The sequence below is a fragment of the Pseudomonas sp. IC_126 genome (genome assembly GCF_004331835.1).
In the GTDB taxonomy this organism is placed as follows: Bacteria; Pseudomonadota; Gammaproteobacteria; order Pseudomonadales; family Pseudomonadaceae; genus Stutzerimonas.
The window spans coordinates 662,089-686,111 of the sequence record NZ_SJSS01000001.1; the positions used below are offsets into that span (position 1 = coordinate 662,089).

A 24,023-nucleotide genomic window follows, 5' to 3' on the forward strand; every position below is an offset into this window, starting at 1 on the left:
GGCTGCGTATGTATAACCTGGCTCGCCAGCTGTTGTTCAAGTTCACCCCCGAGACGTCCCATGAATTATCGCTCGATCTTATCGGTGCAGGCGGTCGTCTGGGGCTCAACGCGCTATTGAACAAGACGCCGGCCGCGTTGCCGGTGCGCGTGATGGGCCTGGATTTTTCCAATCCGGTGGGGCTGGCGGCCGGACTGGATAAAAATGGCGAAGCGATCTGCGGAATGTCCCAGCTGGGATTCGGCTTCGTCGAAGTGGGTACCGTGACGCCGAGGCCGCAGCCGGGCAACCCGAAGCCGCGTATCTTCCGCCTGCCTGAGGCCGAAGCCATCATCAATCGCATGGGGTTCAACAACCATGGGGTCGATGCGCTGCTGGACCGGGTCGATGCAGCGCGATTCAAAGGCATTTTGGGTATCAACATTGGCAAGAATTTCGATACGCCGGTCGAGCGTGCCCAGGACGACTACCTGCTGTGCCTGGACAAGGTTTATCACCAGGCAAGCTATGTCACCGTCAACGTCAGTTCCCCCAACACGCCGGGACTGCGCAGTCTGCAGTTCGGTGATTCGCTCAAACAACTGCTCGACGCGCTTCGCCAACGCCGCGAAGACTTGGAAATACTGCATGGCAAGCGTGTGCCGCTGGCCATCAAGATCGCGCCGGACATGAGCGACGAAGAAACCGTGCTGGTGGCCGAAGCGGTTTTTCAGGCTGGGATGGACGCGATCATCGCGACCAACACCACGCTGAGCCGTGAAGGCGTCGCGGGGCTTGCCCATGCCGACGAAGCCGGTGGGCTTTCGGGGGCTCCGGTGCGCGAGAAAAGCACCCATACCGTCAAGGTGTTGGCTGAAACCCTGGCTGGTCGTCTACCGATCATTGCGGTCGGCGGGATCACGGAAGGCCGGCACGCGGCGGAAAAGATCGAAGCTGGAGCGAGCCTCGTTCAGCTGTATTCGGGCTTCATCTACAAGGGGCCGGCATTGATACGCGAGGCGGTGGATGCCATCGCTGCGTTGCAATCAAGAAAGGAAGTGAATCGCTGATTGGTTGCCCGGTGGGGCTCCCTGAGGGAGCCCCGGGCTTCAAGCCCGCCGCCCGGGTGGGGCGTGCCAGTTGAGGTCGGTGTGATCGTGTCAGCCGACCGCGTGGAGTTCGTTCAGTCGATGAAGACCGGCGGCGCCGGTCAGACCATCCCAGTTGTCGCCGCGACCCTCCCGCCAGCCGTTAATCCAGGCTTGGCGTACTTCGGGATGAGAAAAAGGACAGAGGTCGCGAGATTTACCGTGTATGCCATGCTGATAACCGCGTAGAAATGCTCGTTCCATCGGATCACGCTTGAGTCTTCTCATTGGGTATTGCCCTCAGTGGTTGACTGGTGTTCCTGTTGACCTCATGGCGAGGTCGGCAGATAGACTGCCAGCGAAGTCCGCTGCCGGCGTGGCGGACGTCTGCCGGACATCGTTGCGATGCCGGGCTGAGTCGAGTTCTATCCTAATGGCTCCGAGGCGGGAATGATCGTTTTGTCATAAGCAGGTAACCAAACAGTAGCGCTGCCCATAAGGCAGGCAAGACGCAGCTTTCAGGCGCCCCGTTGCGTCTGATTCGCAGTAAGCCAATCCTGACTGCACCCCTATCGAACGAGATCCGGAACGGGAATCCCCACCGGTCGCCTACATTCTCTGGACCATGCCATGACCGATCGCCACGAACTCATCCTCACATGTCCAAAAGGGCTGGAAGGCCTGCTGCTTGAAGAAGCCACCGAGCTCGGACTCGAAGAGGCGCGTGAGCAGACCGCTGCGATCCGCGGGTTCGCCGACATGGAGGTGGCGTATCGGTTGTGCCTCTGGTCGCGGCTGGCCAACAGGGTGCTGCTGGTGATCGATCGTTTCGCCACAGAAAACGCCGAAACGCTGTATGACGGCGTTCATCGGATCGATTGGTCAGAGCACCTGGAAGCGAGCGGCAGCTTGGCGGTCGAGCTCAGTGGCCACGGATCGGGGATCGACAACACTCACTTCGGCGCGTTGAAGGTCAAGGATGCGATTGTCGACCGCCTTCGCACGGCTACTGGCGAGCGCCCAAGCGTCGACAAGCTGAATCCTGACCTGCGCATACATGTACGTCTGGATCGCGGTCAGGCGGTCCTGTCCCTGGATCTTTCCGGGCACAGCCTGCATCAGCGTGGCTACCGGCTGCAGCAGGGTGCTGCACCCTTGAAAGAAAACCTGGCGGCCGCGGTCCTGATTCGCGCTGGCTGGCCTCGCATCGCCGCAGCTGGCGGTGCGCTGGTAGACCCCATGTGTGGTGTCGGCACCTTTCTCGTCGAAGGCGCGATGATGGCGGCGGACATCGCGCCGAACCTGCGTCGTGAGCGTTGGGGGTTCAGCGCCTGGCTTGGCCACGTTCCGGCCATCTGGAGCCGCCTGCATGCCGAAGCGCAGGCTCGGGCGGAGGCGGGCATGGCCCGGCAGCCGTTGTGGATACGCGGCTACGAGGCGGACCCGCGGCTGATCCAGCCAGCGCGTAACAATATCGAGCGCGCCGGGATGGCTAACTGGATCCGTGTGTATCAAGGCGATGTGGCGACCTTCGAGCCCCGGCCCGATCAGAATCAGAAAGGCCTGGTGATCTGCAATCCGCCCTACGGCGAGCGTCTGGGCGATGAGGCGAGCCTGGTCTATCTCTACCAGAATCTTGGCGAGCGGCTGCGACAGGCCTGCCTCGGTTGGGAGGCTGCGGTCCTGACGTCGGCGCCCGATCTCGGCAAGCGCATGGGCATTCGCAGCCACAAGCAATACGCCTTCTGGAACGGTGCGTTGCCGTGCAAGCTATTGCTGATCAAGGTCGAGCTGGATCAGTTCGTCACTGGTCAGCGCAAAGCGTCCACTGAAAACAAGCCTGAGCAGGAGTCCGCCATGGAACTGGCGCGCCTCAGCGAGGGTGGCCAGATGTTCGCCAACCGTCTGCAGAAGAATCTGCGCCAGCTTGGCAAGTGGGCACGTAAGGAGGGCATCCAGTGCTATCGGCTATATGACGCGGACATGCCCGAATACGCCCTAGCCATCGATCTGTACGGGGACTGGGTGCATGTGCAGGAATATGCGCCGCCGCGCTCGATCGATCCGGAGAAAGCCCAGGCGCGCCTATACGATGCACTGAGTGCGATCCCGCAGGCACTGGGCGTTTCTCGCGAGCGCGTGGTGGTCAAGCGGCGCGAGCGTCAGAGCGGGACGCGGCAGTACGAACGCCAGGCCAGCCAAGGAGAGTTTTTGGAGGTCAGCGAGGGTGACGTCAAGTTGCTGGTCAATCTCACGGATTATCTCGATACCGGACTGTTCCTCGATCATCGTGCGATGCGCTTGCGCATCGCACGCGAAGCGGCCGGCAAGCGCTTCCTCAATCTGTATTGCTACACAGCGACAGCCACGGTACATGCGGCCAAGGGCGGTGCGCGCAGCACGACCAGCGTCGATCTGTCGAAAACCTATCTGGACTGGGCGCGGCGCAATCTGGCGCTCAACGGCCTGTCCGATCGGCAGCGTCTGGAGCAGGGCGATGTGATGGCTTGGCTGGAAGAGGATCGTGGCGAGTACGACCTGATCTTCATCGACCCGCCGACCTTCTCGAACTCCAAGCGTATGGAAGGCGTTTTTGACGTCCAGCGCGACCATATCGCTTTGCTCGACTTGGCCATGGCGCGGCTGGCAGCAGGCGGCACGCTGTATTTCTCCAACAACTTCCGCAAGTTCGTGCTCGACGCAGGTATCGCCGAGCGCTACGCCGTCGAAGAGATCACCAGTGCCACGTTGGACGATGACTTCCGTCGCAACAGCAAGATTCACCGTGCCTGGAAGCTCCAGGCGCGTTGAAGCTTTCGCAGAAGGTAATGGCTCGCCGTTTCAGTCGAGCCCGTGCCGGCGGTGCCAACCGCCGGCACGCCGAGTTAACGTTGCGCAGTGCTTTCGTTGCCTGGGCGGTTGTAGAGGCTGACCAGTACCTGATCCAACACCGAAGACGCGCCCCAGGGCCGGGGGTGATTGAGAATCGCGACGACTGCCCAGGTGTTGCCATCGTTGTCGCGGCTATAACCGGCGATTGCTCGCACGTTGTTCAACGTGCCGGTCTTGATATGTGCTTTGCCGGCGACGCCAGTATTGCGCAGACGCTTGCGCATGGTGCCGTCAATCGCTGCGAGTGGCATCGAGGAAATGAATTCCGCGGCGTAGGGGCTCTGCCATGCAGCCTGGAGCAAGCTCGCCAGTTCCCGTGCGCTGACGCGTTCGGCACGCGACAGGCCTGAGCCGTTCTCGATGACCAGGTGCGGTGAAATCAGCCCCTTCTTCGCCAGCCACTGACGAATCACCCGCTGCGCGGCCATGGAATCATCCGCGTCCGTTTCGTTGCGAAATTCGGCACCCAGGCTCAAAAACAACTGCCGCGCCATGGTGTTGTTACTGTATTTGTTGATGTCGCGAATGATCTCGACCAGATCCGGCGAGTAAGCACGGGCGATCATCCGCGCGTCGTCGGGTACCGGGGCGACGCGATCCTCACCGAGGATGCTGCCACCGAGCTCCTTCCAGATCGCACGCACGGCGCCTGCGGCGTAGCGTTGATGGTCGAGTAGCGCCAGATAGGTTTGGCCGCTGCAGCCGGCCGGAAGCTTGCCGGTGACGACGACCGTAACGCCTTCAGCATCTTCGATCGGGTTGTAGCGAATATCGGGCCAACCTGGGCACTTGGCCTTCGGCAGAGCCTGAATGCGATTGTCGATACGAACCGAGGCGATCGGTGGCTCGACGACGACGTTCACGTTGCCGGCATCGTTACGGGCGATGAAGCGAAGCGCCTTGAGATTGACCAACAGCGAGTCCGGTGCGACCAGGAAGGGCTTGTTCTTGTCATTGCCGTCGTCATCGAAGATCGGCAGGGCTGGCTGAACGAAGTGGCTGCGATCCAACACCAAATCCCCGGTCACGGTCTGCACGCCGTTGACGCGCAGGTCTCGTAGCAAGAGCCAGAGCTTCTCCATGTTGAGCTTGGGATCGCCGCCGCCCTTTAAATAGAGATTGCCATTGAGCGTGCCGTTCTCAATCGGTCCGTCGGCATGAAATTCCGTTTTCCATTGATGATTGGGACCCAGCAACTCCAGTGCGGCATAGGTCGTGACCAGTTTCATGGTCGAGGCGGGGTTTACCGATACATCGGCATTCACGAACGTCGGGGTCGCGTTGGTGTTGAGCGGCAGCATGACGACAGACAGCGCGCTGCTCTCGATCTTGTTTGCCTTGAGTGCCTGCGCGACGCGCGGCGGTAGGGTCTGATTGATGGCTTCGGCATAAACCGGGAATGCCAGCGGTAGCGTCAGTGCGGCGGCGGCGACACGGCCTAGAAATCTGCCGATTGCGCTGCCCCGATTGGCTGGGGCAGTTCTTGCGAGAATCAATGGCATGGAGGTTCCCTACTACGTTCAGGGAAAATGGCGGGCCATTATGCCCGTGACCGAGAAGTGACGTACTTCTCATCCGACAAGCGTAGACGGCGATGTCGAGAGTCTGCAAAAAGACGATGAGCTGTGCGGCCTGATGCAATCGCACAAGCGCGGCGTTGCTGTTAGAGTGCGCGCCGTCATCTCGTTAGAAAAAAGGACCGATTCAATGGCTACCAATCGCTCGCGTCGTTTGCGCAAGAAACTCTGTGTCGACGAATTCCAGGAACTGGGTTTTGAAGTGACTCTGACCTACGGTGAGGGTCTTGATGCCAAGGCGGTGGACGATTTCCTCGAAGCCTTTCTGATCGAGGCCATCGAAGCCAATGGTCTGGGCTATATCGGTGGTGAGGATTACGGTTTCGTTTGCCTGGCCAGCCGTGGCTCGGTCAACGAAGAGCAGCGCGGTCAGGTCGAGGCGTGGCTCAAAGGGCGCAACGAGTTGTCCGAATTCAACGTAAGCCCGCTGATGGACGTCTGGTACCCGGAAAACGAGATCAACGCTAAGGCATGATCGAGTCGTTCTTGTCCTGATCGGTTGTGGCCGTTTGCCCGCGTTTGCGCAATGTAATCCGGGCAAGCAGCCTACGCAGCATATACACCAGCAACGTAACGGCTAACGCTACGCCTACGCCAATCACAGCGTTGATCAGGCGCAGTTGTGGTAATTCCCAGTCTTGCGCCAGGGTTTCGGCCAGTAACAGGAAACTCAGAGTCGTCTGCAAGACGAAAAGCCCATAGTGATGTGCCTGGAACGCCCGGCTGAGCATGACCAGCGGCAGCATGATCATGACCATCATCGGCGGATCGGCCAGGCTGTGGCCCATGTAGATCAACACCGCCGCTGCACAAAGTATCCCGACCCCGGCCTGCAAAGCCCGAGCGAGGCTGCGTTGCAGATCCATCTGCAGCGTAGTGAAAACCGCCAGCGTCAGCCAATAGCCTCGTGGAAGATCTGCAATGTTGACGATTAGGCCGCCTGCGGCAGCTGCGATCATGTAAGTGAGTGCATGCAGTCGCCACTGGCGAATCGGCGTGCGCCGCGCTCGGCGTCGCAGCACCTTCATCAAACTGAGCAGGCGCGGCATGTATGGCCACATGCGCAAGCCATGCATGCCGCGTAAGCCGAAGGCGAGCAGGGTGACCCAGAGACCGCCCAGTGCAAACAGAGCGGCAATCGCTTGAGGGTTGTTGAAATCACCGATGCCGTATTGGCCCTGGCCAAGACAGAGGCATATGGCCAAGCCGATCCCGAGCTTGCCGGCTTCGCTGCCGTAACGTTGCAGCCATGCCAACAACAGACCGTAAAAGGCGAACAGGCCGAGGCTGATCAGTGGATGAGTCGCCGACCAGAACCCGAGGCCGGCGCTGCCGGCGCCAAGGGCTATCAGCAACAGCATTCGCAACATTCCGAGACGGTGTAGCGGATTCGCCTTGGCTGCCTGGAAGGCCCCGACCGTGGCCCAGAGGAAACCCGGATGGCCGCTGAACAGGCCGAGCAGAAGCGGCAATGCGCAGCCCAGGCCCGCCACGGCTGCGGCTCCCCAGGCGGGGCGGCCAGGCTGCCATCCGACGACCTTCCACAACGGTTTTTTCATCTGGCTCACGTCGGGCTCGAGCGTCCAGTCATTTCGCCGGCCATTTCGGTCGCGTAGCTGTCGGTCATGCCGGCGATAAAGTCGATCATCCGCACGAATGATTGATACAGCGGCCAGTCGGGGTCTGGAGCATTGCTGCCAAGCAGATCCAAAATGCGGCGATTCTTGAATGACGGCGTGCGCCCGCCGTGTTGCTCCAGCGCCGCGCCACAGAAGGCGTTGAGCAGTATCTCGAGCGTCGTATAGGCGCCGATTTCATGCAGCGTCTTGCGTTTGTCCTGAAAGATTTTCTGCCGCGCCAAGGCTTTGGCCTGCACGACGCAGCGCTTGGCGGGGCCGTGCATGTGCTCGACCAGATCCCCGGTGAGTTGGCCGGTCAGTAGTGCCGGTTGCTGTTCGACAAAGGCGCGTGCAGCTGCGTTGGTGAGGTGTTCGATAGCCTTGCCCCTGAGGATCGCCAGCTTGCGCCTGCGTGAATCGCCAGGACCGAGCTGCCGGTAGGTTTCCGGCAGATCCTCGCCCACCAGATCCAGCAGCAGCGCCTCGACCTCGGGATAGTCGAGCAGGTCCATTTCGAGCCCGTCTTCCAGATCGATAAGGCCGTAGCAGATGTCGTCCGCCGCTTCCATCAGATAGACCAATGGATGGCGCGCCCACCGTTGCTCGTCCAGCTTCGGTAGGCCGAGTTTCGACGCAATCTGCTCGAGCAGGGGCAGCTCGCTCTGGTAGCAGCCGAATTTATGTTTCTTATAGCCGAGCGCCTCGGCATGGCGCGATGTCCAGGGGTACTTGAGGTAGGTGCCGAGCGTTGCGTAGGTCAGTCGGGTGCCGCCATCGAACTGATGGTATTCGAGCTGTGTAAGCACCCTGAAGCCTTGGGCGTTACCCTCGAAGTTGAGAAAGTCGGCTCGCTCGGCGTCACTCATGTCATCGAGCCAGCCACGGCCGGCGGCCTGCTGGAACCAGTGGCGAATGGCATCTTCGCCAGAATGACCGAACGGCGGGTTACCAATATCATGCGCGAGACACGCCGACTGAATGACCATGCCGAGATCGGCCGGGCTGCACCATTCCGGCAGGTCTTCACGCAGCACTTCACCCACGCGCATGCCGAGGGAGCGTCCAACGCAGCTGACTTCCAGCGAATGGGTTAGGCGGGTGTGGATGTGATCGTTGCTTGAGACCGGATGCACCTGGGTCTTGCGACCAAGCCTGCGGAATGCGCCGGAGAAGATGATCCTGTCGTGATCCTTGTGGAATGGACTTCGACCAAGTTCTTCATTGCTGTGGACGGATTTCCCGAGCCGTTCACGATTGAGCAGGGTGTTCCAATCCAAAGAGCCTCCTTGTTATGCCGTCAGTGGGACCGATAGGCCAAGCGGCGCCATTCCGTCAGCGAGAGCGCATCAAGCCGGGGAAGTGTTCGCGCACAGGCAGCAGCCTACCGTATTTCCTCACCGCTAGGCGCTGCCACACCACTAATGCCGCAGCTTGCGAATCACCGGATACAGAAGGAGACCCAGCCGCGCGAGTTTGCCAACTTTCCCCAAACGACGTCCGAAGAGCGTCATGGCCAAGGTTGCGGCAACCATCAGAGGCGCTTTTGGTATGTGCTGATCGGCTCCGGTAGCTCTATTCGCCACCATCCCCTTGATTCGCTGGAATGGGTGAGCCAAAGGCTGTGAGTGGTAGAGGATTTGTTGCCGGTTCATTTCCATGCGCAACCGGATCAAATCCTTGCGCATGGTCAGATCGCTGGAATTACTGAGAGGCAGGCTCATGGCAGTAGACGCTCCCGATTGCGGGCCAATTCTTCGACCGTCGCCTGGAAGGGCGAAGCGCTCGCCTTGGCGAGGCGGATTGCACGGCTGATACATACCGCTAGTACAACCGCGTATGCCGCACAGAGAATCAGAATCGCCGCGATAGGGTTGCTATCCCAGAAGGCGATCACGATCGCCGCCGAAAGCCCTACCAGGATCAGCAAACCGAGTATCAGACTGATGCTGGCCAGCAGAAACAGTTTGAAGACCCGTACCCGCTCTTCCTGTAGCTCTATTCCGACAAGCTCCAGATGCCCCTGGATGAGGCCGGCAAGCGCGCTGCCCATCTTTTTGATGGAGGGGGCAGGGGCCTCATCGGAATACTTGGTTTCCATTGGATCGGTTCCCCACATCAGCGGCGGGTGATCAGGCCGAAGAGAAAGCCGACCCCAGCCGCGATGCCCAGTGACTGCCAGGGGTGGGTGTGTACATATTCCTCGGTGCACTGAATAGCCGCCTGGCCTTGTTCGCGCAGCGAGCCTTCCTGCTCCTTGAGCATCTGCCGGGCGCGGGTCAGGTTCGCGTTGATCTTGCCGCGCAACTCTTCTGTCTGGGTGCCTGCGGTGTCCTGCGTATGTTTCAGCAGACGCTCCGTATCGCCAATCAACGTATGAAACTCATCGATGAGCGCCGCCTGAGCGGCCTGAAGATTGCGGCGGTGTGCGGATTTATCGAACAGGGGTGAGGATGTTCCCGTGGTTGCGTCGGGAATCGGGGTGTTGTCATTGGTGCCGAAAGTCGATTCGGTAGACATCTGCAGCTCCTCTTTTTAATCGCGCAGGGACGACAGGTCCCGGTGCCTAGAGTTTTCGAGCATGCTGCTGGCGCAAGGTTCCCGTTTCGGTTAGTCAATTCGCGTGGTGATCGATGAGGCCGGCGTGCCAGTTTCAGATTGGCTTCGCAGTAGCGTGGGGTGTCAGAGAAAAGAAAACCCGCCGAAGCGGGTTTTCTATCTACTGCATTTGCATGCGGTAGCCGCTATTACATTAGCGGGATGGTGTAGCTGACGATCAGGCGGTTCTGGTCAATATCCTTATCGCTGTTATTGCTGCTGCGATAGGTACCGTTACGCCATTTCACGCCAAGGTTCTTCAGGGTGCCTTCCTGGAAAACGTAGCCGATATCGGTGTTACGTTCCCATTCTTTGCTATTCCCACCAGTACCAAAGTCATCGCCGGTAACGTAGCGAGTCATGAAGGTCAGACCAGGAATGCCCATGGCTGCGAAGTTGTAGTCATAACGCGCTTGCCAGGACTTTTCGTCAGCGTTGGCAAAGTCTGCGCTCAGCATTACATAGTTGACCAGGAACGGATCGGTGCTGGCGCCTGCGTAGGCGAAGCCGGTATCGCCGCTCATTTTCTGATAGCCGAGTCCTAAGCTATGGCCGCTTATGGAATAAGTGACCATGGCTCCGAAAGCCTTGTTGTCAACCGTAGAGGAGCCATCATTGGTCGAGCGCGCGTAGCGAAGGTCCGTTTTCAGGGACTGGTCTTCACCGAGCGGCAATACATGAACCAAATTGAACGAATGCTGTTTATATGCTTCCTCCAGGTTGCTGTAGTAATACGCACCTGTGAGGTTCTTCATCAGCGAATAGGTCGCGCCAGCGAACATGAAGTCTTCTGCTTCGCCGGCAGTCACGCCTCCTTTCCCAGCATACGTAATGTCTTCGTAGTTGGAGGAGTCTCGATTGTTCTGCTCGGTCAGGTAGCCCAGATCCAGGGTCAGACCATCAACTTCCTTGGAAACCAGCTGTGCACCATGGAAGGTTTGCGGCAGAAGGCGAGAGTCACTGCGGGCGATAGCCATATTCTTAGGCTCTATCGCTCCGACCTTCAGAATAGTCTTGGAGACCTTCATCTTCGCGGTGGCATGGAGAGACGAATAGTCGTCCGGTGCGCCGGAATCGCCTGAAGGCAGGAGGCCTGTGCCTGTGCGATCAGGGCTTGAATCCAGTTTGACACCAAGTAAGCCTAGCGCATCAACACCGAATCCAACCGGGCCTTCAGTAAAGCCAGACTCAACGCGCAGAATGAAACCTTGCGCCCATTCATCGCTCTTCGACTTCGTGTTGGCGGAGTTGCGGTTGTCAGAGTTGAAATAGAAGTTACGCAGTTCCAGGCCAGCTTTGGTGTCTTCGATGAAGGCGGCTTGAGCCATGGTAGGGATAGCCAGTGTTGCTCCCAGAGTGGCGAGTGCCACGCCCCGGGCGATTGGGGTCTTGAGCATTTCTTATTTCTCCTCGTTGGATGATGCTCTGAAGTCGCTCTTTACGGCGCTGTGCAATAAAGCACTACATAGGTATTTCAGCCTTTAGACCTTAGTCTTTGAGGCTTAAATGCGAAAGTGTCGGTTGAACTGATCGGTAGTTGCTTTAGGTTGATTTGATGCAAGCATCAATCGCTACCGATACGCACGAACACCTTCGGCCCCACAGCTCTGTGGCCGCTTGGGTTCGCGCATCCTAGCCGTTTGCTGGCCTCGCGTCGATTCCCTAAACCAAACCATCGTTTGAGTGGGGTAGAGATCACACTTTCTTGTTCGTTACGCCAAGGAATGAGGTCGGCTAGCGGCAGTCGGATCAGGGCGAGGCTGCTAGAATTGCGTGCAGCCAGTTTCAATGAGCGCACTTATGTACCTTCCTGAATGCCAACTATTTGGAACGTTGGGCTGTCATCTATGCGAGCAGGCCGAGGCAGTAGTGTTGCCGTTGGTGGAGCGTGGTCTGCTGGTGGAATTGATGGATATAGCGGACAGGCCTGAATGGGTCGACGACTATGGGCTGCGTATACCCGTGCTCCGGCGAGTCGATACGGGGGCTGAGTTGGATTGGCCATTTGAAACCGAACAGGTCGTCTGGTTTCTGCGTTAATAAGCCGTTGCGCCTGAGCAATTGCAGCGAGAGATGGCTTGGTTAGGGCGCTGGGTTAGATAGTTGTCACCGAAACGGCAGGACCATGTTGGCGGATCCTGGCTGCTCGAATCGAGATAACGAAATGAAAATCTGGAACACAAAAAACCGGCCATTAGCCGGTTTTGTATATATCAGACTGTTTCCAATATCGGGATTTGGTCGGAGCGACTGGATTCGAACCAGCGACCTTCTCGTCCCGAACGAGACGCGCTACCAAGCTGCGCTACGCTCCGAAGATGGCGCGCATTTTACATAAAAACTTTTGCTTCACAAGAGGTTAGAACGGGCTTTTTGGTGGTGCCCGGCAAGCCGCCTGGCACCAGAAGGGTGGTCGTCAGAGTTCCTTGACAGTACGAACCTGATCCTTGTTGACTCTGCCCGGCTTGCCGTCGATGCTTTCGTATTCATAGAAGCCAGCTTCATCGTCGTAATGGGGATGGTCCAGTGTCTGGATCTCGCGGCCATCGTTCAGGGTGATGACGCTGGGGTTCGAGCAGCCCGCTAGCAGGGTCAGTCCGACCAACAATGCCAAGGCGGGTCCGGTTGCTGCGCGCATAGTGCTTCTCCTCTTGGTTAGTTGCGTTTGTGACGGCGTTCGAGGGCGCTAAGTTCAATCTGGGGGCTTTTGCTCCGAAAGCAGTTCGGGTGAGTTCAGATTGGCAAGCCGAAGATCATTCTCATTAAGCTCGAGAGCGCGGGATTGTAGGCTCAGCAGTATCTTGCGATTGCTTCGCTCGCCGGCCCGCCAGGCCTCCTCGATTGCAGAAGCAAGCCTGACCGGGATGACGCAAAACAGCGGTTCCCATTGCTCACCTCGCCGAACCATCACGGGAACGTTTGGTTCCGCTCGAGCCGCTGCATGCAGGCCTGCGAGCAGTGAGTCATCGATCAGCGGTGCGTCGCATGGCACTACCAAGAGCCAGCGATAACGAGCCGCCGCGAGGCCGGCGCGTATGCCCGCAAGTGGTCCGGGAAAGTCCGGCTCGTCGTCGCTAACCACTCGATCCGCGAAGGCTGCGTATCGCTGGTGGTTGCGGTTGCAGGAAACAAGCAGATCATCCGTCAATGCCCGTACGATCCGATGCGGCCAGGCTATGAGCGGCTCGCCATGCCACTCGACCAAACCTTTGTCCCGGCCTCCCATCCGCTGCCCGCGACCACCCGCCAGCAGCAGGATTGAGCAATCGGCAAGCATGCTTTGTTGCATCAAGGGCTCCATTAAAAGCTTGTGATATAACACCCGGCATTCAGACCAACAACCGGAATGCCGCCATGAGCCACCTTGCCGATCAATCATTTGTTCCGCTGAATATCGCTGTCCTGACGGTCAGTGACACTCGCTCGCTGGAAACCGATACCTCAGGGCAGTTACTCGTCGACCGTCTGCAGGCTGCCGGTCATCGACTCGCTTCGCGTGTGCTGCTCAAGGATGATCTGTATCGGATCCGAGCGCAGGTCGCGAGCTGGATCGCCGAAGATATGGTGCAGGTCGTATTGATCACTGGTGGCACTGGCTTTACAGGTCGCGACAGTACGCCGGAGGCGGTTGGATGCCTACTGGACAAGCAGGTCGATGGCTTTGGCGAGCTGTTTCGCCAGATATCGGTAGGCGATATCGGCAGTTCGACTGTCCAGTCGCGCGCATTGGCTGGATTGTCGAATTCGACCCTTGTCTGCTGCCTGCCGGGATCGACCAACGCTTGCAGAACCGCCTGGGACGGCATTCTCGCCGAGCAACTCGATGCGCGTCATCGTCCGTGCAACTTCGTGCCGCATCTCAAGCAGGCCGAGCCATGCGAGAGCCGCTCATGACATTGACCGACTCGCCAGCGCTGATGCCTGTAGAACAGGCGCTCGACGCTTTGGTCAGGCAAGCGGAAAGCACTGCAATCAAGGACGTCGAGAGCGTTTCGATCGAGGATGCGGTTGGACGAATACTGGCCGAGCCACTGGTTGCGCAACTGGATTTGCCACCCTGGCCGAACAGCGCAATGGATGGTTACGCCATCCGCGAAAGCGATCTTCGAGGGCAGCCGCTTCGGGTCAGTCAGAAGATCTTCGCCGGTAGCCAGCCTGAGCCTTTGGAAGCCGGCAGCTGTGCGCGAATTTTCACCGGCGCGCCGATGCCGGACGGCGCTGATAGCGTGGAAATGCAGGAAAACGTCGAGCTGCTCGACGATGGCCGAGTGCGCTTCCTTGAGCCAGTGAGGCGAGGGCAACACGTTCGTCCCCAGGGTGGCGAGGCGCGAACGGGAGATGAGGTACTAGCAGCCGGCGCTCGGCTGGGGCCGATCGAGCTGGGGCTCGCTGCGTCATTAGGCGTGTCGCGGCTGAGCGTGAGCCGAAAGCTCAAGGTTGCGCTGCTGTCCACGGGTGACGAGCTGGTCGAGCCGGGTGAAACGCTGCAGCCGGGACAGATATACAACAGCAATCGCATGCTGTTGCGTCATTGGCTGCAACGCCTGGGATGCGAGGTTATAGACGCCGGGATCGTGCCGGATGATTTGGTAAGGGTTCGCCAGTGCCTGGCGGATCTGCATGAGGTCGATCTGATTCTCTCTACCGGAGGCGTTTCGGTTGGTGAGGCTGATTTTCTCGGGCAGGTGCTTCGAGAAGAGGGCGAACTGTCGCTCTGGAAGCTGGCCATCAAGCCTGGCAAACCCTTGACTTGCGGAAGTTATCAAGGTGTTGCCGTCATTGGCTTGCCAGGCAATCCTGCCTCCACGCTGGTCACCTTTGGTCTGTTGGCGCGCCCTTATCTGTTGCGCCGAATGGGTGTGTTACAAGTCGAACCGCTGAGCTTTCAGGTTCCTGCGAACTTCGATTGGCCCAGGCCTGGCAAGCGCCGGGAATATCTGCGAGCGCGTCTCGAATCGGGCAAGGCAGTGCTGTATTCCAACCAGAGCTCGTCGATTCTGCGTAGTGCAGCCTGGGCGGATGGATTGGTCGAGGTGCGGGAGCACAGGCAACTGAAAGATGGCGATTTGGTGCCCTTTATCTCATTCGCCGAATTGCTCTGCTGAGTTCAACGCTCGCGCTTGATTCAGGCGCCGAAGTTGTGCCGCATTCCGTCGGGAATAGCAGCGGCTCGGCGCCTACATCAAACGGATTGCATTTTCCCTTGTCTACCTTTCCCATCTGCGCCAGGTCTGGCTGCGATGTGTCTGGTATTACCCATAACAAGGAGAATGTGATGCAGGAGAGAAATGCCTGGGTCGATTACGCCAAAGCCATTGGGATCATTCTGGTTGTCTACGGACATGTCGCGCGCGGGGTGTTCAACGCTGGGCTGCCGATGAATGAAGATAACTATCTTCTCGTCGATAGCATCATTTACAGCTTCCACATGCCGCTGTTTTTCTTTCTATCCGGTTTGTTTTTTTACGATTCGCTGATCAAGCGTGGAAAGGCGGGATTGATAGTCAACAAGGTGGACACTATCGTCTATCCCTTCATCGTATGGTCGTTGCTGCAGGGCCTGCTTGAGGTAGTGCTGTCGAACTACACCAACGGCGACGTGACGTTAGGGCAGGTGTTCTCGCTGCTTTGGTCGCCCCGTGCGCAGTTCTGGTTCCTCTACGCGCTGTTCCTGGTCTTCGTGGTGTGTTCCTTTATCTACGCCAAGGTCGATCGCCGTTATTTCCTTCCTGTATTTCTGGCCTTCGGCGCGCTTTATGTCTTCAAACAGGATTTGGCGATGGGGAACATTGGCCGATTCATCTTCGGCAATGCGGTTTTCTTCGCGCTAGGCGTGTGGTTCAACGAAATAAAGGCGTTTTTCCTGGCCCGTTATGTTTCGCTCACCTTGCTGTTCGGCGCGTTATTCCTTGCTGGCCAATATTTGTTTCACATCACCTTCGGCTTGAATTGGGAAATAGGCGGCTTGCCGGTACTTGTATTGGCGACCGTTTCGATCTTCTTCGTGATCGCGCTGTCGATGTGTCTGGGCCGGGTCCGCATCGACTGGCTGCTGTTCATCGGGGCTTCTTCGATGACTATTTATCTGGCGCATATTCTGGCCGGAAGTGGAATTCGAGTCATCCTGAGCAGCTTTATGGGTATTGATTCGATCCCAGTGCATTTGGTGGTTGGCACTCTGGTCGGGCTACTTGGGCCGTTGCTGGCTCAGATCATCATCAAACGATATGACCTTTATTTCCTGTTGACCCCGCCCAAGCCTCTGTCAGCGACCGGCCTGCGGACACGCAGGGCAGTGGCTCAGTAGCGGTACGCTATGCCAGCGCAGTTGCCATGCCGATCATGGCACCTGCGCAGCCATACACCGTGGCTATGGTCGGATCAGCCGCAGCTAACTCGCTGCACTGTTAGTGCCTCGTCTGTCGTAAGCGTTAAACGATGCGCGTTGTATTCCAGCGTGACGATGTCCCCGGGGCGAATGATGCGAGCGACCGTGGCCCCGCTTTCGCGACGGGCCCGATCGAGCAGTTCCGGACTCGCCTGTTCTCCAACAAGCTTCTCCACGACGGATGTATCGCATCGGTCGGCTGAGCCGTGAGGCGAATGTGCAGGCTCGGGTGATGATGATTGGCAACCGGCCAGAATGGTGCAGCACAGCGTCAGCGTTATCGAACAGGTAGTTTTCATGCGTTTTCCTTGTTTTGGGAGCATCACGTCGTTCGGCACGATGTGTGTAAATCCGTGGTAGGTAAGTCGAACGTTTCTGTTTGCGAAACCATAACGCTCAAAGGGAACTGGCGGAACAGAGGCGCCGTCTTACTCCTGACGGCCCGAGCACACTACGCTGGGCTAACGAATAAGGAGTTCCGCCATGTTCAACTCGTCCGTGATGAAGCGTGTCGCCACACTCTTGGCCGCGTTGCATTTCATGCTGTTTGCACAGATTCCGCTGGCCCAGGCAACCATGATCGGCACCCCGGAGGTTATCGCCGAGCAACAACAGCAAATGGATCGCCAGCAATTGCTGACGATGCTTGAAGATGAAGACGTTCAGAAAAAGCTGGTGTCGATGGGCGTCGAGCGGGATCAGGTCGAGCAGCGAATCAACAGTCTGACACCGGCGGAACTCGCACAATTCAATCAACAACTGGATCAGGCGCCTGCCGGTGCCGGAGTGGTTGGGGTCATCGTTCTGTTTCTGGTGATCTTCATCATCACGGACATGCTGTGCGCCACCAATATCTTCAACTTCATCAACTGTATCAATCGTTGATCCGGCAGCTAATCTTGCTGTTGGTGGTAGTCCTTCTCGGGGCGTGCGCGCGGGCGCCGGTCATTCCGATCGGTTCCGTAGGGCTCCCCGAGCGGGTTGAGTTGGATGAGGTCCCTTTCTTTCCGCAGGAAGACTATCAATGCGGGCCGGCAGCACTTGCCACAATGCTTACCCAGCGTGGCGTTGCTACCGCGCCGGAAGATCTCGTTCCGAGGGTCTATCTTCCGCAGCGTAAAGGCAGCCTGCAGGTCGAAATGGTAGCCGCTGCCCGAGCGCATGACTTGCTGGTTTATCCGTTGGAGCCTCGGCTGGAGGCGGTGTTGGCCGAAGTGGCGGCGGGGAACCCCGTTCTGGTGCTGCAGAACCTTGCGTTTGATCGCTGGCCTCAGTGGCACTTTGCGGTCGTGGTGGGATACGACCTTGCGGCTCAGACTGTGGTACTGCGTTCCGGGACCACTCGACGCTGGACCGGCAGCTTTCATCAGTTCGAACGAAGCTGGGCCAAAGGTAAACGTTGGGCGGTAGTGACCGTGGCACCTGATCAGCTGCCTCGCACTGCCACGGAAACGGTTTGGCTGAGGGCGTCGAACGATCTTGAGCAAACGGATCATGACGATGCGGCTATGATCGCTTACGAGACCGCAGCCGAGCATTGGAACAGCGGGTTGGCCTGGTTTGCGCTGGCCAATGCTCGATATGCGCAGGGTGACAAACGTGCCGCCGAACGAGCGCTGCGGACTAGTGTTCAGCGCGACGATTCCTTTGCTGCTGGCTGGTTCAACCTCTCGCAGGTATTGGCGGAGCAGGGATGCCCCGTGCAGTCATCCGCCGCTCGTGCATGCGCCGCACGACTCGTGCCCGACGACGAGCGATTTAAGGCGGAGTTGCCTCAAAGGCGCGGCGAAGCGGCTGCCTGTCAGGAACCTCCGCCTTGTCCGGTGTTGTGATCGGTCAAAAGCCAATTCTGTCTCGCAGGCTGTAGTAGAGCGCGCCGAGCGCACTGAGCGGTGCGCTGAAAGTTTGTCCACCGGGGAACGGGTAGTGAGGCAGGCTGGCAAGGGCATCGAAGCGTTCAGCCTGTCCCCGTAAGGCCTCGGCGATTACCTTTCCCGCCACATGGGTATAGGTGACGCCGTGGCCGCTGCACCCTTGGGAATAATAGAGGTTGTCATCGAGCCGGCCGACTTGGGGTAAGCGGGACAGCGTCAGCAGAAAGTTGCCAGTCCAGGCATAGTCCGTCTTGATGTTTTGCAATTGAGGGAACGTCTTGAGCATCTTGGGTCGGATGACCGAATCGACATCGGCTGGATCACGCGCGCCGTAAACCACTCCGCCACCGTAGATCAGGCGTTTGTCAGCGGAGAGGCGGAAGTAATCGAGCAAGTAATTGCAGTCCTCGACACAGTAATTCTGAGGCAGCAGGCTCGCCGCTAGGTCAGGGGCCAGGGGTTCGGTGGCGATGACTTGCGTACCGCAGGGCATGGATTTCGCCGCCAGCTCGGGAACCAGCGCTCCAAGATAAGCATTTCCGGCGATCACTACGAACTTCGCCGTCACCTGCCCGTTTGGGGTATGCACACGTGGGTTGCGTCCTCGTTCGATACGGATTGCCGGGCTCTGCTCATAGATAACGCCACCGAGCGACTCGATCGCCGCCGCTTCGCCCAGGGCGAGGTTGAGTGGGTGAATATGGCCGCCGCCGTGATCGAGCATGCCGCCGATATAACGATCGCAGGACACGACATTTCGAATGCCGTCGTGATCGAGCATCTCCAGCTGATCGTAACCGTAGCGTTCCCAGAGCGACTTTTGTGCTTCCAAATGACGCATCTGCTTGAGATTGAACGCCGCGAACACGCCTCCGTTTTTCAGGTCGCAATCGATGCCATAACGTGCGACTCGCTCGCGAATGATTCGCCCGCCTTCGAATGCCATCGCTCCGATCAGGCGCGCTTCGTCGCTCCCGGCGCTGCGTTCGACCGCGTCGATATCACGACTGTAGCTATTGACGATCTGACCGCCATTGCGCCCGGATGCGCCGAAGCCGACTTTCGCTGCCTCCAGAACGACGACCCGAAAGCCTTGCTCCAGCAGGAATAGTGCGCTTGACAGTCCTGTATAGCCTGCGCCGATGACGCAAACATCAGTTTCGATACTGCTATTCAGGGCATCGCGCGCGTTTGCTGGATTCGCCGAAGCTGCGTAATACGATGACGGGTACGGGGTGTGCGACATTCTGAGTGTCCTGTTCCGAATATTTGACGAGGATGCTAGCGCTGCCGGAACCGCGATGCCATATCAAAGAACGGAGGGCGTCCCTGGTTTCTAAAAATATCAGTGGTTTAGCTAAAAAGCGCTTGACTCCCTCCGGCGGATCTCTAGAATGCGCGTCCATCGGAGGCACATAGCTCAGTTGGTTAGAGCACCACCTTGACATGGTGGGGGTCGTTGGTTCGAATCCAATTGTGCCTACCAAATTCCGAGAAAGGGTCGCGCCAGCGACCCTTTTTTTATGCCTTGCTTGTCAGTGCGGATGCTTTCTGAAAGCATCCGTGCTCCCGTACTTCCAGTGACTTCGGTCCGCCTCGATCAGCCTTAGGGCTCCTGCCACCGTGCGGCAGGTTATCCGGCAGGCCGCTTTCCTGGCTCATCCCAACCCATGTGGCCTTTGGTAGGGGTCACCACTAGGAGAGGAGGCGCCATGCCCATCGTTACTCTTCCTGACGGCAGTCAGCGTTCATTCGATCATCCGGTTTCCGTTGCCGAAGTAGCACAATCCATTGGTGCTGGCCTGGCCAAAGCTACCCTTGCTGGCAGGGTGGACGGCCGCCTGGTCGATGCCTGTGATCTGATCGAGCAGGACGCTTCCCTGCAGATCATTACGCCAAAGGACGAGGAGGGGCTGGAGATCATTCGCCACTCCTGTGCGCACTTGGTCGGGCATGCGGTCAAGCAGCTCTATCCGACCGCTAAGATGGTCATCGGACCGGTGATTGCGGAAGGGTTCTATTACGACATCGCCTATGAGCGCCCCTTCACACCGGACGATATGGCCGCAATCGAGCAGCGCATGAAGCAGCTGATCGATACCGAGTACGACGTGATCAAGAAGGTCACACCCCGCGCGGAAGTCATCGAGGTGTTTCAGGCGCGCGGTGAAGATTACAAGCTGCGTCTGGTTGAAGACATGCCAGACGAGCAGGCGATGGGGCTGTACTACCACGAAGAATACGTCGACATGTGCCGCGGGCCGCACGTACCTAACACGCGCTTCCTCAAGTCCTTCAAGCTGACCAAGCTGTCGGGTGCTTACTGGCGTGGCGATGCGAAGAACGAGCAGTTGCAGCGTATCTACGGCACCGCCTGGGCTGACAAGAAGCAGCTGGCGGCATACATCCAGCGTATCGAGGAAGCCGAGAAGCGCGATCACCGCAAGATCGGCAAGCGTCTGGATCTGTTTCATACCCAAGAAGAAGCGCCGGGCATGGTGTTCTGGCATCCGAATGGCTGGACGCTGTATCAGGTGCTCGAGCAATACATGCGTGTCGTGCAGCGTGAAAATGGCTATCAGGAGATTCGCACGCCTCAGGTCGTCGATCGCAGTTTGTGGGAGAAGTCCGGACACTGGGCCAACTACGCCGAGAACATGTTCACCACCGAATCGGAGAGCCGCGACTACGCGATCAAGCCGATGAACTGCCCGTGCCACGTGCAGGTGTACAACCAGGGCTTGAAGAGCTACCGCGAGCTGCCGCTGCGCCTGGCCGAATTCGGCGCCTGTCACCGTAACGAGCCGTCGGGGGCGCTGCATGGCATAATGCGGGTGCGCGGCTTCACCCAGGACGATGCGCATATCTTCTGTACCGAAGAGCAGATGCAGTCGGAGTCGGCGGCCTTTATCAAACTGACCCAAGCGGTCTATGCGGATTTCGGCTTTGACAATATCGAACTGAAGCTGTCGACTCGTCCAGAAAAGCGTGTCGGCTCCGATGAGCTCTGGGATCGCGCCGAAGCGGCGTTGGCGGCGGCGCTCGACAGTGCTGGTCTCCCATACGATCTGCAGCCGGGCGAAGGTGCCTTTTATGGGCCGAAGATCGAGTTTTCGCTAAAGGATTGTCTGGGGCGTGTGTGGCAGTGCGGCACCCTGCAGCTGGACTTCAATCTGCCGATCCGCCTGGGCGCCGAATACGTCAGCGAGAACAACGATCGCCAGCATCCGGTCATGCTACACCGTGCCATTCTCGGCTCGTTCGAGCGGTTTATCGGCATTCTCATCGAGCACTACGAGGGCGCTTTCCCCGCCTGGCTGGCTCCGACGCAAGCTGTGGTGATGAATATCACCGACAAGCAGGCCGATTTCGCTCTGGAAGTGGAGAAAACACTCAACCAAAGCGGCTTCCGTGCCAAGTCCGACTTGAGAAACGAAAAGATCGGCTTTAAAATCCGCGAGCATACCTTGCTCAAGGTTCCCTATCTCTTGGTTATCGGAGATCGGGAAGTAGAGACACGAGCCGTTGCTGTGCGCACCCGTGAAGGCGTCGATCTGGGCTCCATGCCCCTGAAAGACTTCGCCCAGTTGCTGGCACAAGCGGTTTCCCGGCGTGGTCGCCAAGAATTGGAGTAATGACTATTAAGCGTGAAATGAGACAGGATAAACGAGCTGCACCCAAGGCCCCGATCAACGAGAATATCTCGGCTCGTGAGGTCCGTTTGATTGGTGCTGATGGCGAGCAGGTTGGCATCGTCTCGATTGATGAAGCGCTTCGTATAGCTGAAGAAGCCAAATTGGATCTGGTGGAAATTTCCGCCGATGCGGTTCCTCCCGTATGCCGGATCATGGATTACGGCAAGCACCTCTTTGAAAAGAAGAAGCAGGTCGCTGCAGCGAAGAAGAACCAGAAGCAGATCCAGGTTAAAGAAGTAAAGTTTCGTCCAGGGACGGAAGAGGGCGACTACCAGGTCAAGCTACGCAACCTGGTGCGTTTCCTGAGTGACGGGGACAGGGCCAAGGTATCGTTGAGATTCCGTGGTCGTGAGATGGCCCATCAGGAGCTGGGGATGGAATTGTTGAAGCGGGTCGAAGCTGATCTTGCTGAATACGGTTCGGTCGAACAGCATCCAAAGATGGAAGGACGCCAGCTGATCATGGTCATCGCTCCCAAGAAGAAAAAGTAACCACCAGGGCACTGGCAGGCCTTGCGGTTATTTGAAATCACCCACACTGTGGAGTACCGAACATGCCAAAGATGAAGACTAAAAGTGGCGCTGCGAAGCGCTTCAAGAAGACGGCAAATGGCTACAAGCACAAGCACGCTTTCAAGAGCCACATCCTGACCAAAATGTCTACCAAGCGTAAGCGTCAGCTACGTGGTACATCTCTGATGCACCCGTCTGATAACGCAAAAGTAGAGCGCATGCTGCGCGTTCGTTAATTCGGTCAAGACTCAGAGGAATAACTCATGGCTCGTGTTAAGCGTGGCGTCGTCGCTCGTCGCCGTCACAAGAAAATCCTGAAACTCGCTAAAGGTTACTACGGCGCTCGCTCGCGCGTGTTCCGTGTTGCCAAGCAGGCGGTGATCAAGGCTGGCCAGTATGCCTACCGTGACCGCCGTCAGCGGAAGCGTCAGTTCCGCGCTCTTTGGATCGCTCGTATCAACGCTGGTGCTCGTGTAAACGGTCTGTCTTACAGCCGTTTGATCGCTGGCTTGAAGAAAGCGGCCATCGAGATCGACCGCAAGGTTCTGGCCGAGCTGGCAGTGAACGAAAAAGCAGCGTTTGCTGCAATTGTCGAAAAAGCTAAAGCTTCTCTGGCCTAAGCCCATCGATAATCGGATCTTCGGATTCGTAGTGTCACCGATAGGGGAAGAGCCTTGTGCTCTTCCCCTATTTCGTATCTGAAGGGGCACTTGCAAAAGTGCACGTCGCGTAACGCCTGAGTGCTGATCGCTTGGTGCGGTTCTGCAAGAACCTCTGGAGGTTGTACATGGAAAACCTGGATGCACTGGTCTCGCAAGCGCTTGAGGCGGTGCAACATAGTCAAGACATCAATGCCCTGGAGCAGATCCGGGTCCAGTACCTGGGTAAGAAGGGTGAGCTGACGCTGCTCATGCAGACCTTGGGCAAGCTGTCCGCGGAAGAGCGCCCCAAGGCTGGGGCCTTGATTAACGCGGCCAAAGGCCAGGTTCAGGACGCATTACTCACAAAAAAAACCGACCTTGATCAAGCAGCATTGAGCGCCAAGCTCGCTGCGGAGCGGATCGATGTGACGTTGCCTGGCCGCGGCGAGGCCTCCGGTGGGCTGCATCCAGTGACGCGCACCCTGGAGCGGATCGAACAGTTCTTTAGCCATATAGGCTATAGCGTTGCGGAGGGCCCTGAAGTCGAGGATGACTATCACAACTTCGAGGCATTGAATATTCCGGGCCACCATCCGGCGCGGGCGATGCATGACACTTTTTACTTCAATGCGAACATGCTGCTACGTACCCATACCTCACCGGTTCAGGTGCGTACGATGGAATCGCAGCAGCCCCCGATCCGCATCGTCTGTCCGGGGCGTGTCTATCGATGCGATTCGGATATCACCCATTCCCCGATGTTCCATCAGGTCGAAGGTTTGCTCATTGACGAGGGCATCAGCTTTGCAGACCTGAAGGGCACCATTGAGCAGTTCCTACGCGTGTTTTTCGAAAAGCCGCTGGGTGTTCGTTTTCGTCCGTCATTCTTTCCCTTCACCGAGCCGTCGGCTGAAGTGGACATGCAATGTGTGATGTGCAGCGGTAAAGGTTGTCGCGTGTGCAAGCAAACCGGCTGGCTTGAGGTGATGGGCTGCGGCATGGTGCATCCGAACGTGCTGCGCATGTCCGGTATCGACCCGGAAAAGTATCAGGGCTTCGCTTTCGGCATGGGTGCCGAGCGGCTGGCCATGCTGCGTTATGGCGTCAACGACTTACGCCTGTTCTTCGATAACGACTTGAGATTCCTGGCGCAGTTTCGCTAG

General features: G+C 58.1%; 26 protein-coding genes and 2 tRNA genes. 15 read left to right on the forward strand and 13 right to left on the reverse strand.

Going from position 1 to position 24,023, the window contains the following annotated elements:
- The first annotated feature begins 8 nt into the window (after window positions 1-8).
- Window positions 9-1,049 (forward strand): quinone-dependent dihydroorotate dehydrogenase, encoded by a 1,041-nt coding sequence (locus E0D86_RS03060; RefSeq protein WP_131648489.1) that lies wholly within the window; start codon window positions 9-11, stop codon window positions 1,047-1,049.
- 90 nt (window positions 1,050-1,139) lie between these two features.
- Here the strand turns inward: E0D86_RS03060 and rmf are convergent, their stop codons facing one another.
- Entirely contained in the window at window positions 1,140-1,355 is a 216-nt protein-coding gene (rmf, locus tag E0D86_RS03065) for a ribosome modulation factor (protein WP_021207445.1), read from the reverse strand.
- 342 nt (window positions 1,356-1,697) lie between these two features.
- On the opposite strand from rmf, the gene rlmKL reads away from it, so the two are divergent.
- On the forward strand, window positions 1,698-3,878 hold the full coding sequence (gene rlmKL / locus E0D86_RS03070; RefSeq protein ID WP_131648490.1) for a bifunctional 23S rRNA (guanine(2069)-N(7))-methyltransferase RlmK/23S rRNA (guanine(2445)-N(2))-methyltransferase RlmL: 2,181 nt from the start codon (window positions 1,698-1,700) through the stop codon (window positions 3,876-3,878).
- Window positions 3,879-3,952: 74 nt separating this feature from the next.
- Here rlmKL and dacB read toward each other — a convergent pair whose 3' ends face one another.
- Window positions 3,953-5,461: a D-alanyl-D-alanine carboxypeptidase/D-alanyl-D-alanine-endopeptidase gene (gene dacB, locus E0D86_RS03075; protein ID WP_131648491.1), complete on the reverse strand. Its 1,509-nt coding sequence runs from the start codon at window positions 5,459-5,461 to the stop codon at window positions 3,953-3,955.
- Window positions 5,462-5,666: 205 nt separating this feature from the next.
- Here dacB and E0D86_RS03080 point away from each other — a divergent pair, with 205 nt between their 5' ends.
- Entirely contained in the window at window positions 5,667-6,011 is a 345-nt protein-coding gene (locus E0D86_RS03080) for a YggL family protein (protein WP_131648492.1), read from the forward strand.
- On the opposite strand, the gene E0D86_RS03085 is transcribed toward E0D86_RS03080, so the two are convergent.
- From E0D86_RS03085 to E0D86_RS03110, 6 genes are all read right to left on the reverse strand, one after another.
- Window positions 6,001-7,095, reverse strand: coding sequence for an FUSC family protein (locus E0D86_RS03085; RefSeq protein WP_131648493.1), 1,095 nt, complete (start codon window positions 7,093-7,095; stop codon window positions 6,001-6,003). The genes E0D86_RS03080 and E0D86_RS03085 overlap by 11 nt on opposite strands.
- Before the next feature lie 5 nt (window positions 7,096-7,100).
- Window positions 7,101-8,432: a deoxyguanosinetriphosphate triphosphohydrolase gene (locus E0D86_RS03090; RefSeq protein ID WP_131648494.1), complete on the reverse strand. Its 1,332-nt coding sequence runs from the start codon at window positions 8,430-8,432 to the stop codon at window positions 7,101-7,103.
- Window positions 8,433-8,573: 141 nt separating this feature from the next.
- A complete protein-coding gene (locus E0D86_RS03095) occupies window positions 8,574-8,876 on the reverse strand; it encodes a hypothetical protein (RefSeq protein WP_131648495.1) in 303 nt (100 codons plus the stop codon).
- Window positions 8,873-9,253, reverse strand: a complete 381-nt coding sequence (locus E0D86_RS03100) for a phage holin family protein (protein WP_131648496.1) — start codon at window positions 9,251-9,253, stop codon at window positions 8,873-8,875. Before E0D86_RS03100 ends, E0D86_RS03095 begins: the two co-directional genes overlap by 4 nt.
- Before the next feature lie 17 nt (window positions 9,254-9,270).
- Window positions 9,271-9,672, reverse strand: coding sequence for a YqjD family protein (locus tag E0D86_RS03105; RefSeq protein WP_131648497.1), 402 nt, complete (start codon window positions 9,670-9,672; stop codon window positions 9,271-9,273).
- Window positions 9,673-9,899: 227 nt separating this feature from the next.
- A complete protein-coding gene (locus E0D86_RS03110; protein ID WP_131648498.1) occupies window positions 9,900-11,147 on the reverse strand; it encodes an OprD family porin in 1,248 nt (415 codons plus the stop codon).
- A 403-nt stretch (window positions 11,148-11,550) separates the two neighbouring features.
- Between E0D86_RS03110 and E0D86_RS03115 the strand changes: the two genes are divergently transcribed.
- Window positions 11,551-11,790 carry a glutaredoxin family protein gene (locus E0D86_RS03115; RefSeq protein WP_131648499.1) on the forward strand — a complete coding sequence of 80 codons (240 nt, stop codon included), beginning with the start codon at window positions 11,551-11,553 and terminating at the stop codon, window positions 11,788-11,790.
- Window positions 11,791-11,988: 198 nt separating this feature from the next.
- On the opposite strand, the gene E0D86_RS03120 is transcribed toward E0D86_RS03115, so the two are convergent.
- The 3 genes from E0D86_RS03120 to mobA all read right to left on the reverse strand — a co-directional run bounded on the left by E0D86_RS03120 (window position 11,989) and on the right by mobA (window position 13,039).
- Window positions 11,989-12,065: transfer RNA gene (locus tag E0D86_RS03120), tRNA-Pro, on the reverse strand.
- A gap of 101 nt (window positions 12,066-12,166) precedes the next feature.
- Complete coding sequence (locus E0D86_RS03125) at window positions 12,167-12,388, reverse strand: YgdI/YgdR family lipoprotein (protein ID WP_131648500.1); 222 nt, start codon at window positions 12,386-12,388, stop codon at window positions 12,167-12,169.
- Window positions 12,389-12,442: 54 nt separating this feature from the next.
- Window positions 12,443-13,039, reverse strand: a complete 597-nt coding sequence (mobA, locus tag E0D86_RS03130; RefSeq protein WP_131648501.1) for a molybdenum cofactor guanylyltransferase MobA — start codon at window positions 13,037-13,039, stop codon at window positions 12,443-12,445.
- Between the two features lie 65 nt (window positions 13,040-13,104).
- On the opposite strand from mobA, the gene moaB reads away from it, so the two are divergent.
- The 3 genes from moaB (at window position 13,105) to E0D86_RS03145 (ending at window position 16,057) form a co-directional block, all read left to right on the forward strand.
- A complete protein-coding gene (gene moaB / locus E0D86_RS03135; RefSeq protein ID WP_131648502.1) occupies window positions 13,105-13,644 on the forward strand; it encodes a molybdenum cofactor biosynthesis protein B in 540 nt (179 codons plus the stop codon).
- On the forward strand, window positions 13,641-14,855 hold the full coding sequence (gene glp / locus E0D86_RS03140; RefSeq protein WP_131648503.1) for a gephyrin-like molybdotransferase Glp: 1,215 nt from the start codon (window positions 13,641-13,643) through the stop codon (window positions 14,853-14,855). Before moaB ends, glp begins: the two co-directional genes overlap by 4 nt.
- Window positions 14,856-15,025: 170 nt before the next feature.
- Window positions 15,026-16,057 carry an acyltransferase gene (locus E0D86_RS03145; protein WP_131648963.1) on the forward strand — a complete coding sequence of 344 codons (1,032 nt, stop codon included), beginning with the start codon at window positions 15,026-15,028 and terminating at the stop codon, window positions 16,055-16,057.
- Between the two features lie 74 nt (window positions 16,058-16,131).
- Here E0D86_RS03145 and E0D86_RS03150 read toward each other — a convergent pair whose 3' ends face one another.
- Window positions 16,132-16,437, reverse strand: a complete 306-nt coding sequence (locus E0D86_RS03150) for an I78 family peptidase inhibitor (protein WP_131648504.1) — start codon at window positions 16,435-16,437, stop codon at window positions 16,132-16,134.
- A 184-nt stretch (window positions 16,438-16,621) separates the two neighbouring features.
- Between E0D86_RS03150 and E0D86_RS03155 the strand changes: the two genes are divergently transcribed.
- A complete protein-coding gene (locus E0D86_RS03155) occupies window positions 16,622-17,023 on the forward strand; it encodes a PA2779 family protein (RefSeq protein ID WP_131648505.1) in 402 nt (133 codons plus the stop codon).
- Complete coding sequence (locus E0D86_RS03160) at window positions 17,020-17,970, forward strand: PA2778 family cysteine peptidase (RefSeq protein ID WP_131648964.1); 951 nt, start codon at window positions 17,020-17,022, stop codon at window positions 17,968-17,970. Before E0D86_RS03155 ends, E0D86_RS03160 begins: the two co-directional genes overlap by 4 nt.
- Before the next feature lie 4 nt (window positions 17,971-17,974).
- Here E0D86_RS03160 and E0D86_RS03165 read toward each other — a convergent pair whose 3' ends face one another.
- Window positions 17,975-19,258 carry an FAD-binding oxidoreductase gene (locus E0D86_RS03165; protein ID WP_131648506.1) on the reverse strand — a complete coding sequence of 428 codons (1,284 nt, stop codon included), beginning with the start codon at window positions 19,256-19,258 and terminating at the stop codon, window positions 17,975-17,977.
- Between the two features lie 163 nt (window positions 19,259-19,421).
- Here E0D86_RS03165 and E0D86_RS03170 point away from each other — a divergent pair.
- From E0D86_RS03170 to pheS, 6 genes are all read left to right on the forward strand, one after another.
- Window positions 19,422-19,498, forward strand: a tRNA-Val gene (locus E0D86_RS03170).
- A 226-nt stretch (window positions 19,499-19,724) separates the two neighbouring features.
- A complete protein-coding gene (gene thrS / locus E0D86_RS03175; RefSeq protein WP_131648507.1) occupies window positions 19,725-21,647 on the forward strand; it encodes a threonine--tRNA ligase in 1,923 nt (640 codons plus the stop codon).
- Complete coding sequence (infC, locus tag E0D86_RS03180; protein ID WP_177493022.1) at window positions 21,647-22,198, forward strand: translation initiation factor IF-3; 552 nt, start codon at window positions 21,647-21,649, stop codon at window positions 22,196-22,198. Before thrS ends, infC begins: the two co-directional genes overlap by 1 nt.
- Before the next feature lie 62 nt (window positions 22,199-22,260).
- Window positions 22,261-22,455 carry a 50S ribosomal protein L35 gene (gene rpmI / locus E0D86_RS03185; RefSeq protein ID WP_019339386.1) on the forward strand — a complete coding sequence of 65 codons (195 nt, stop codon included), beginning with the start codon at window positions 22,261-22,263 and terminating at the stop codon, window positions 22,453-22,455.
- A 27-nt stretch (window positions 22,456-22,482) separates the two neighbouring features.
- Window positions 22,483-22,839 (forward strand): 50S ribosomal protein L20, encoded by a 357-nt coding sequence (gene rplT, locus E0D86_RS03190; protein ID WP_131648508.1) that lies wholly within the window; start codon window positions 22,483-22,485, stop codon window positions 22,837-22,839.
- Window positions 22,840-23,006: 167 nt separating this feature from the next.
- Window positions 23,007-24,023, forward strand: a complete 1,017-nt coding sequence (pheS, locus tag E0D86_RS03195) for a phenylalanine--tRNA ligase subunit alpha (protein ID WP_131648509.1) — start codon at window positions 23,007-23,009, stop codon at window positions 24,021-24,023.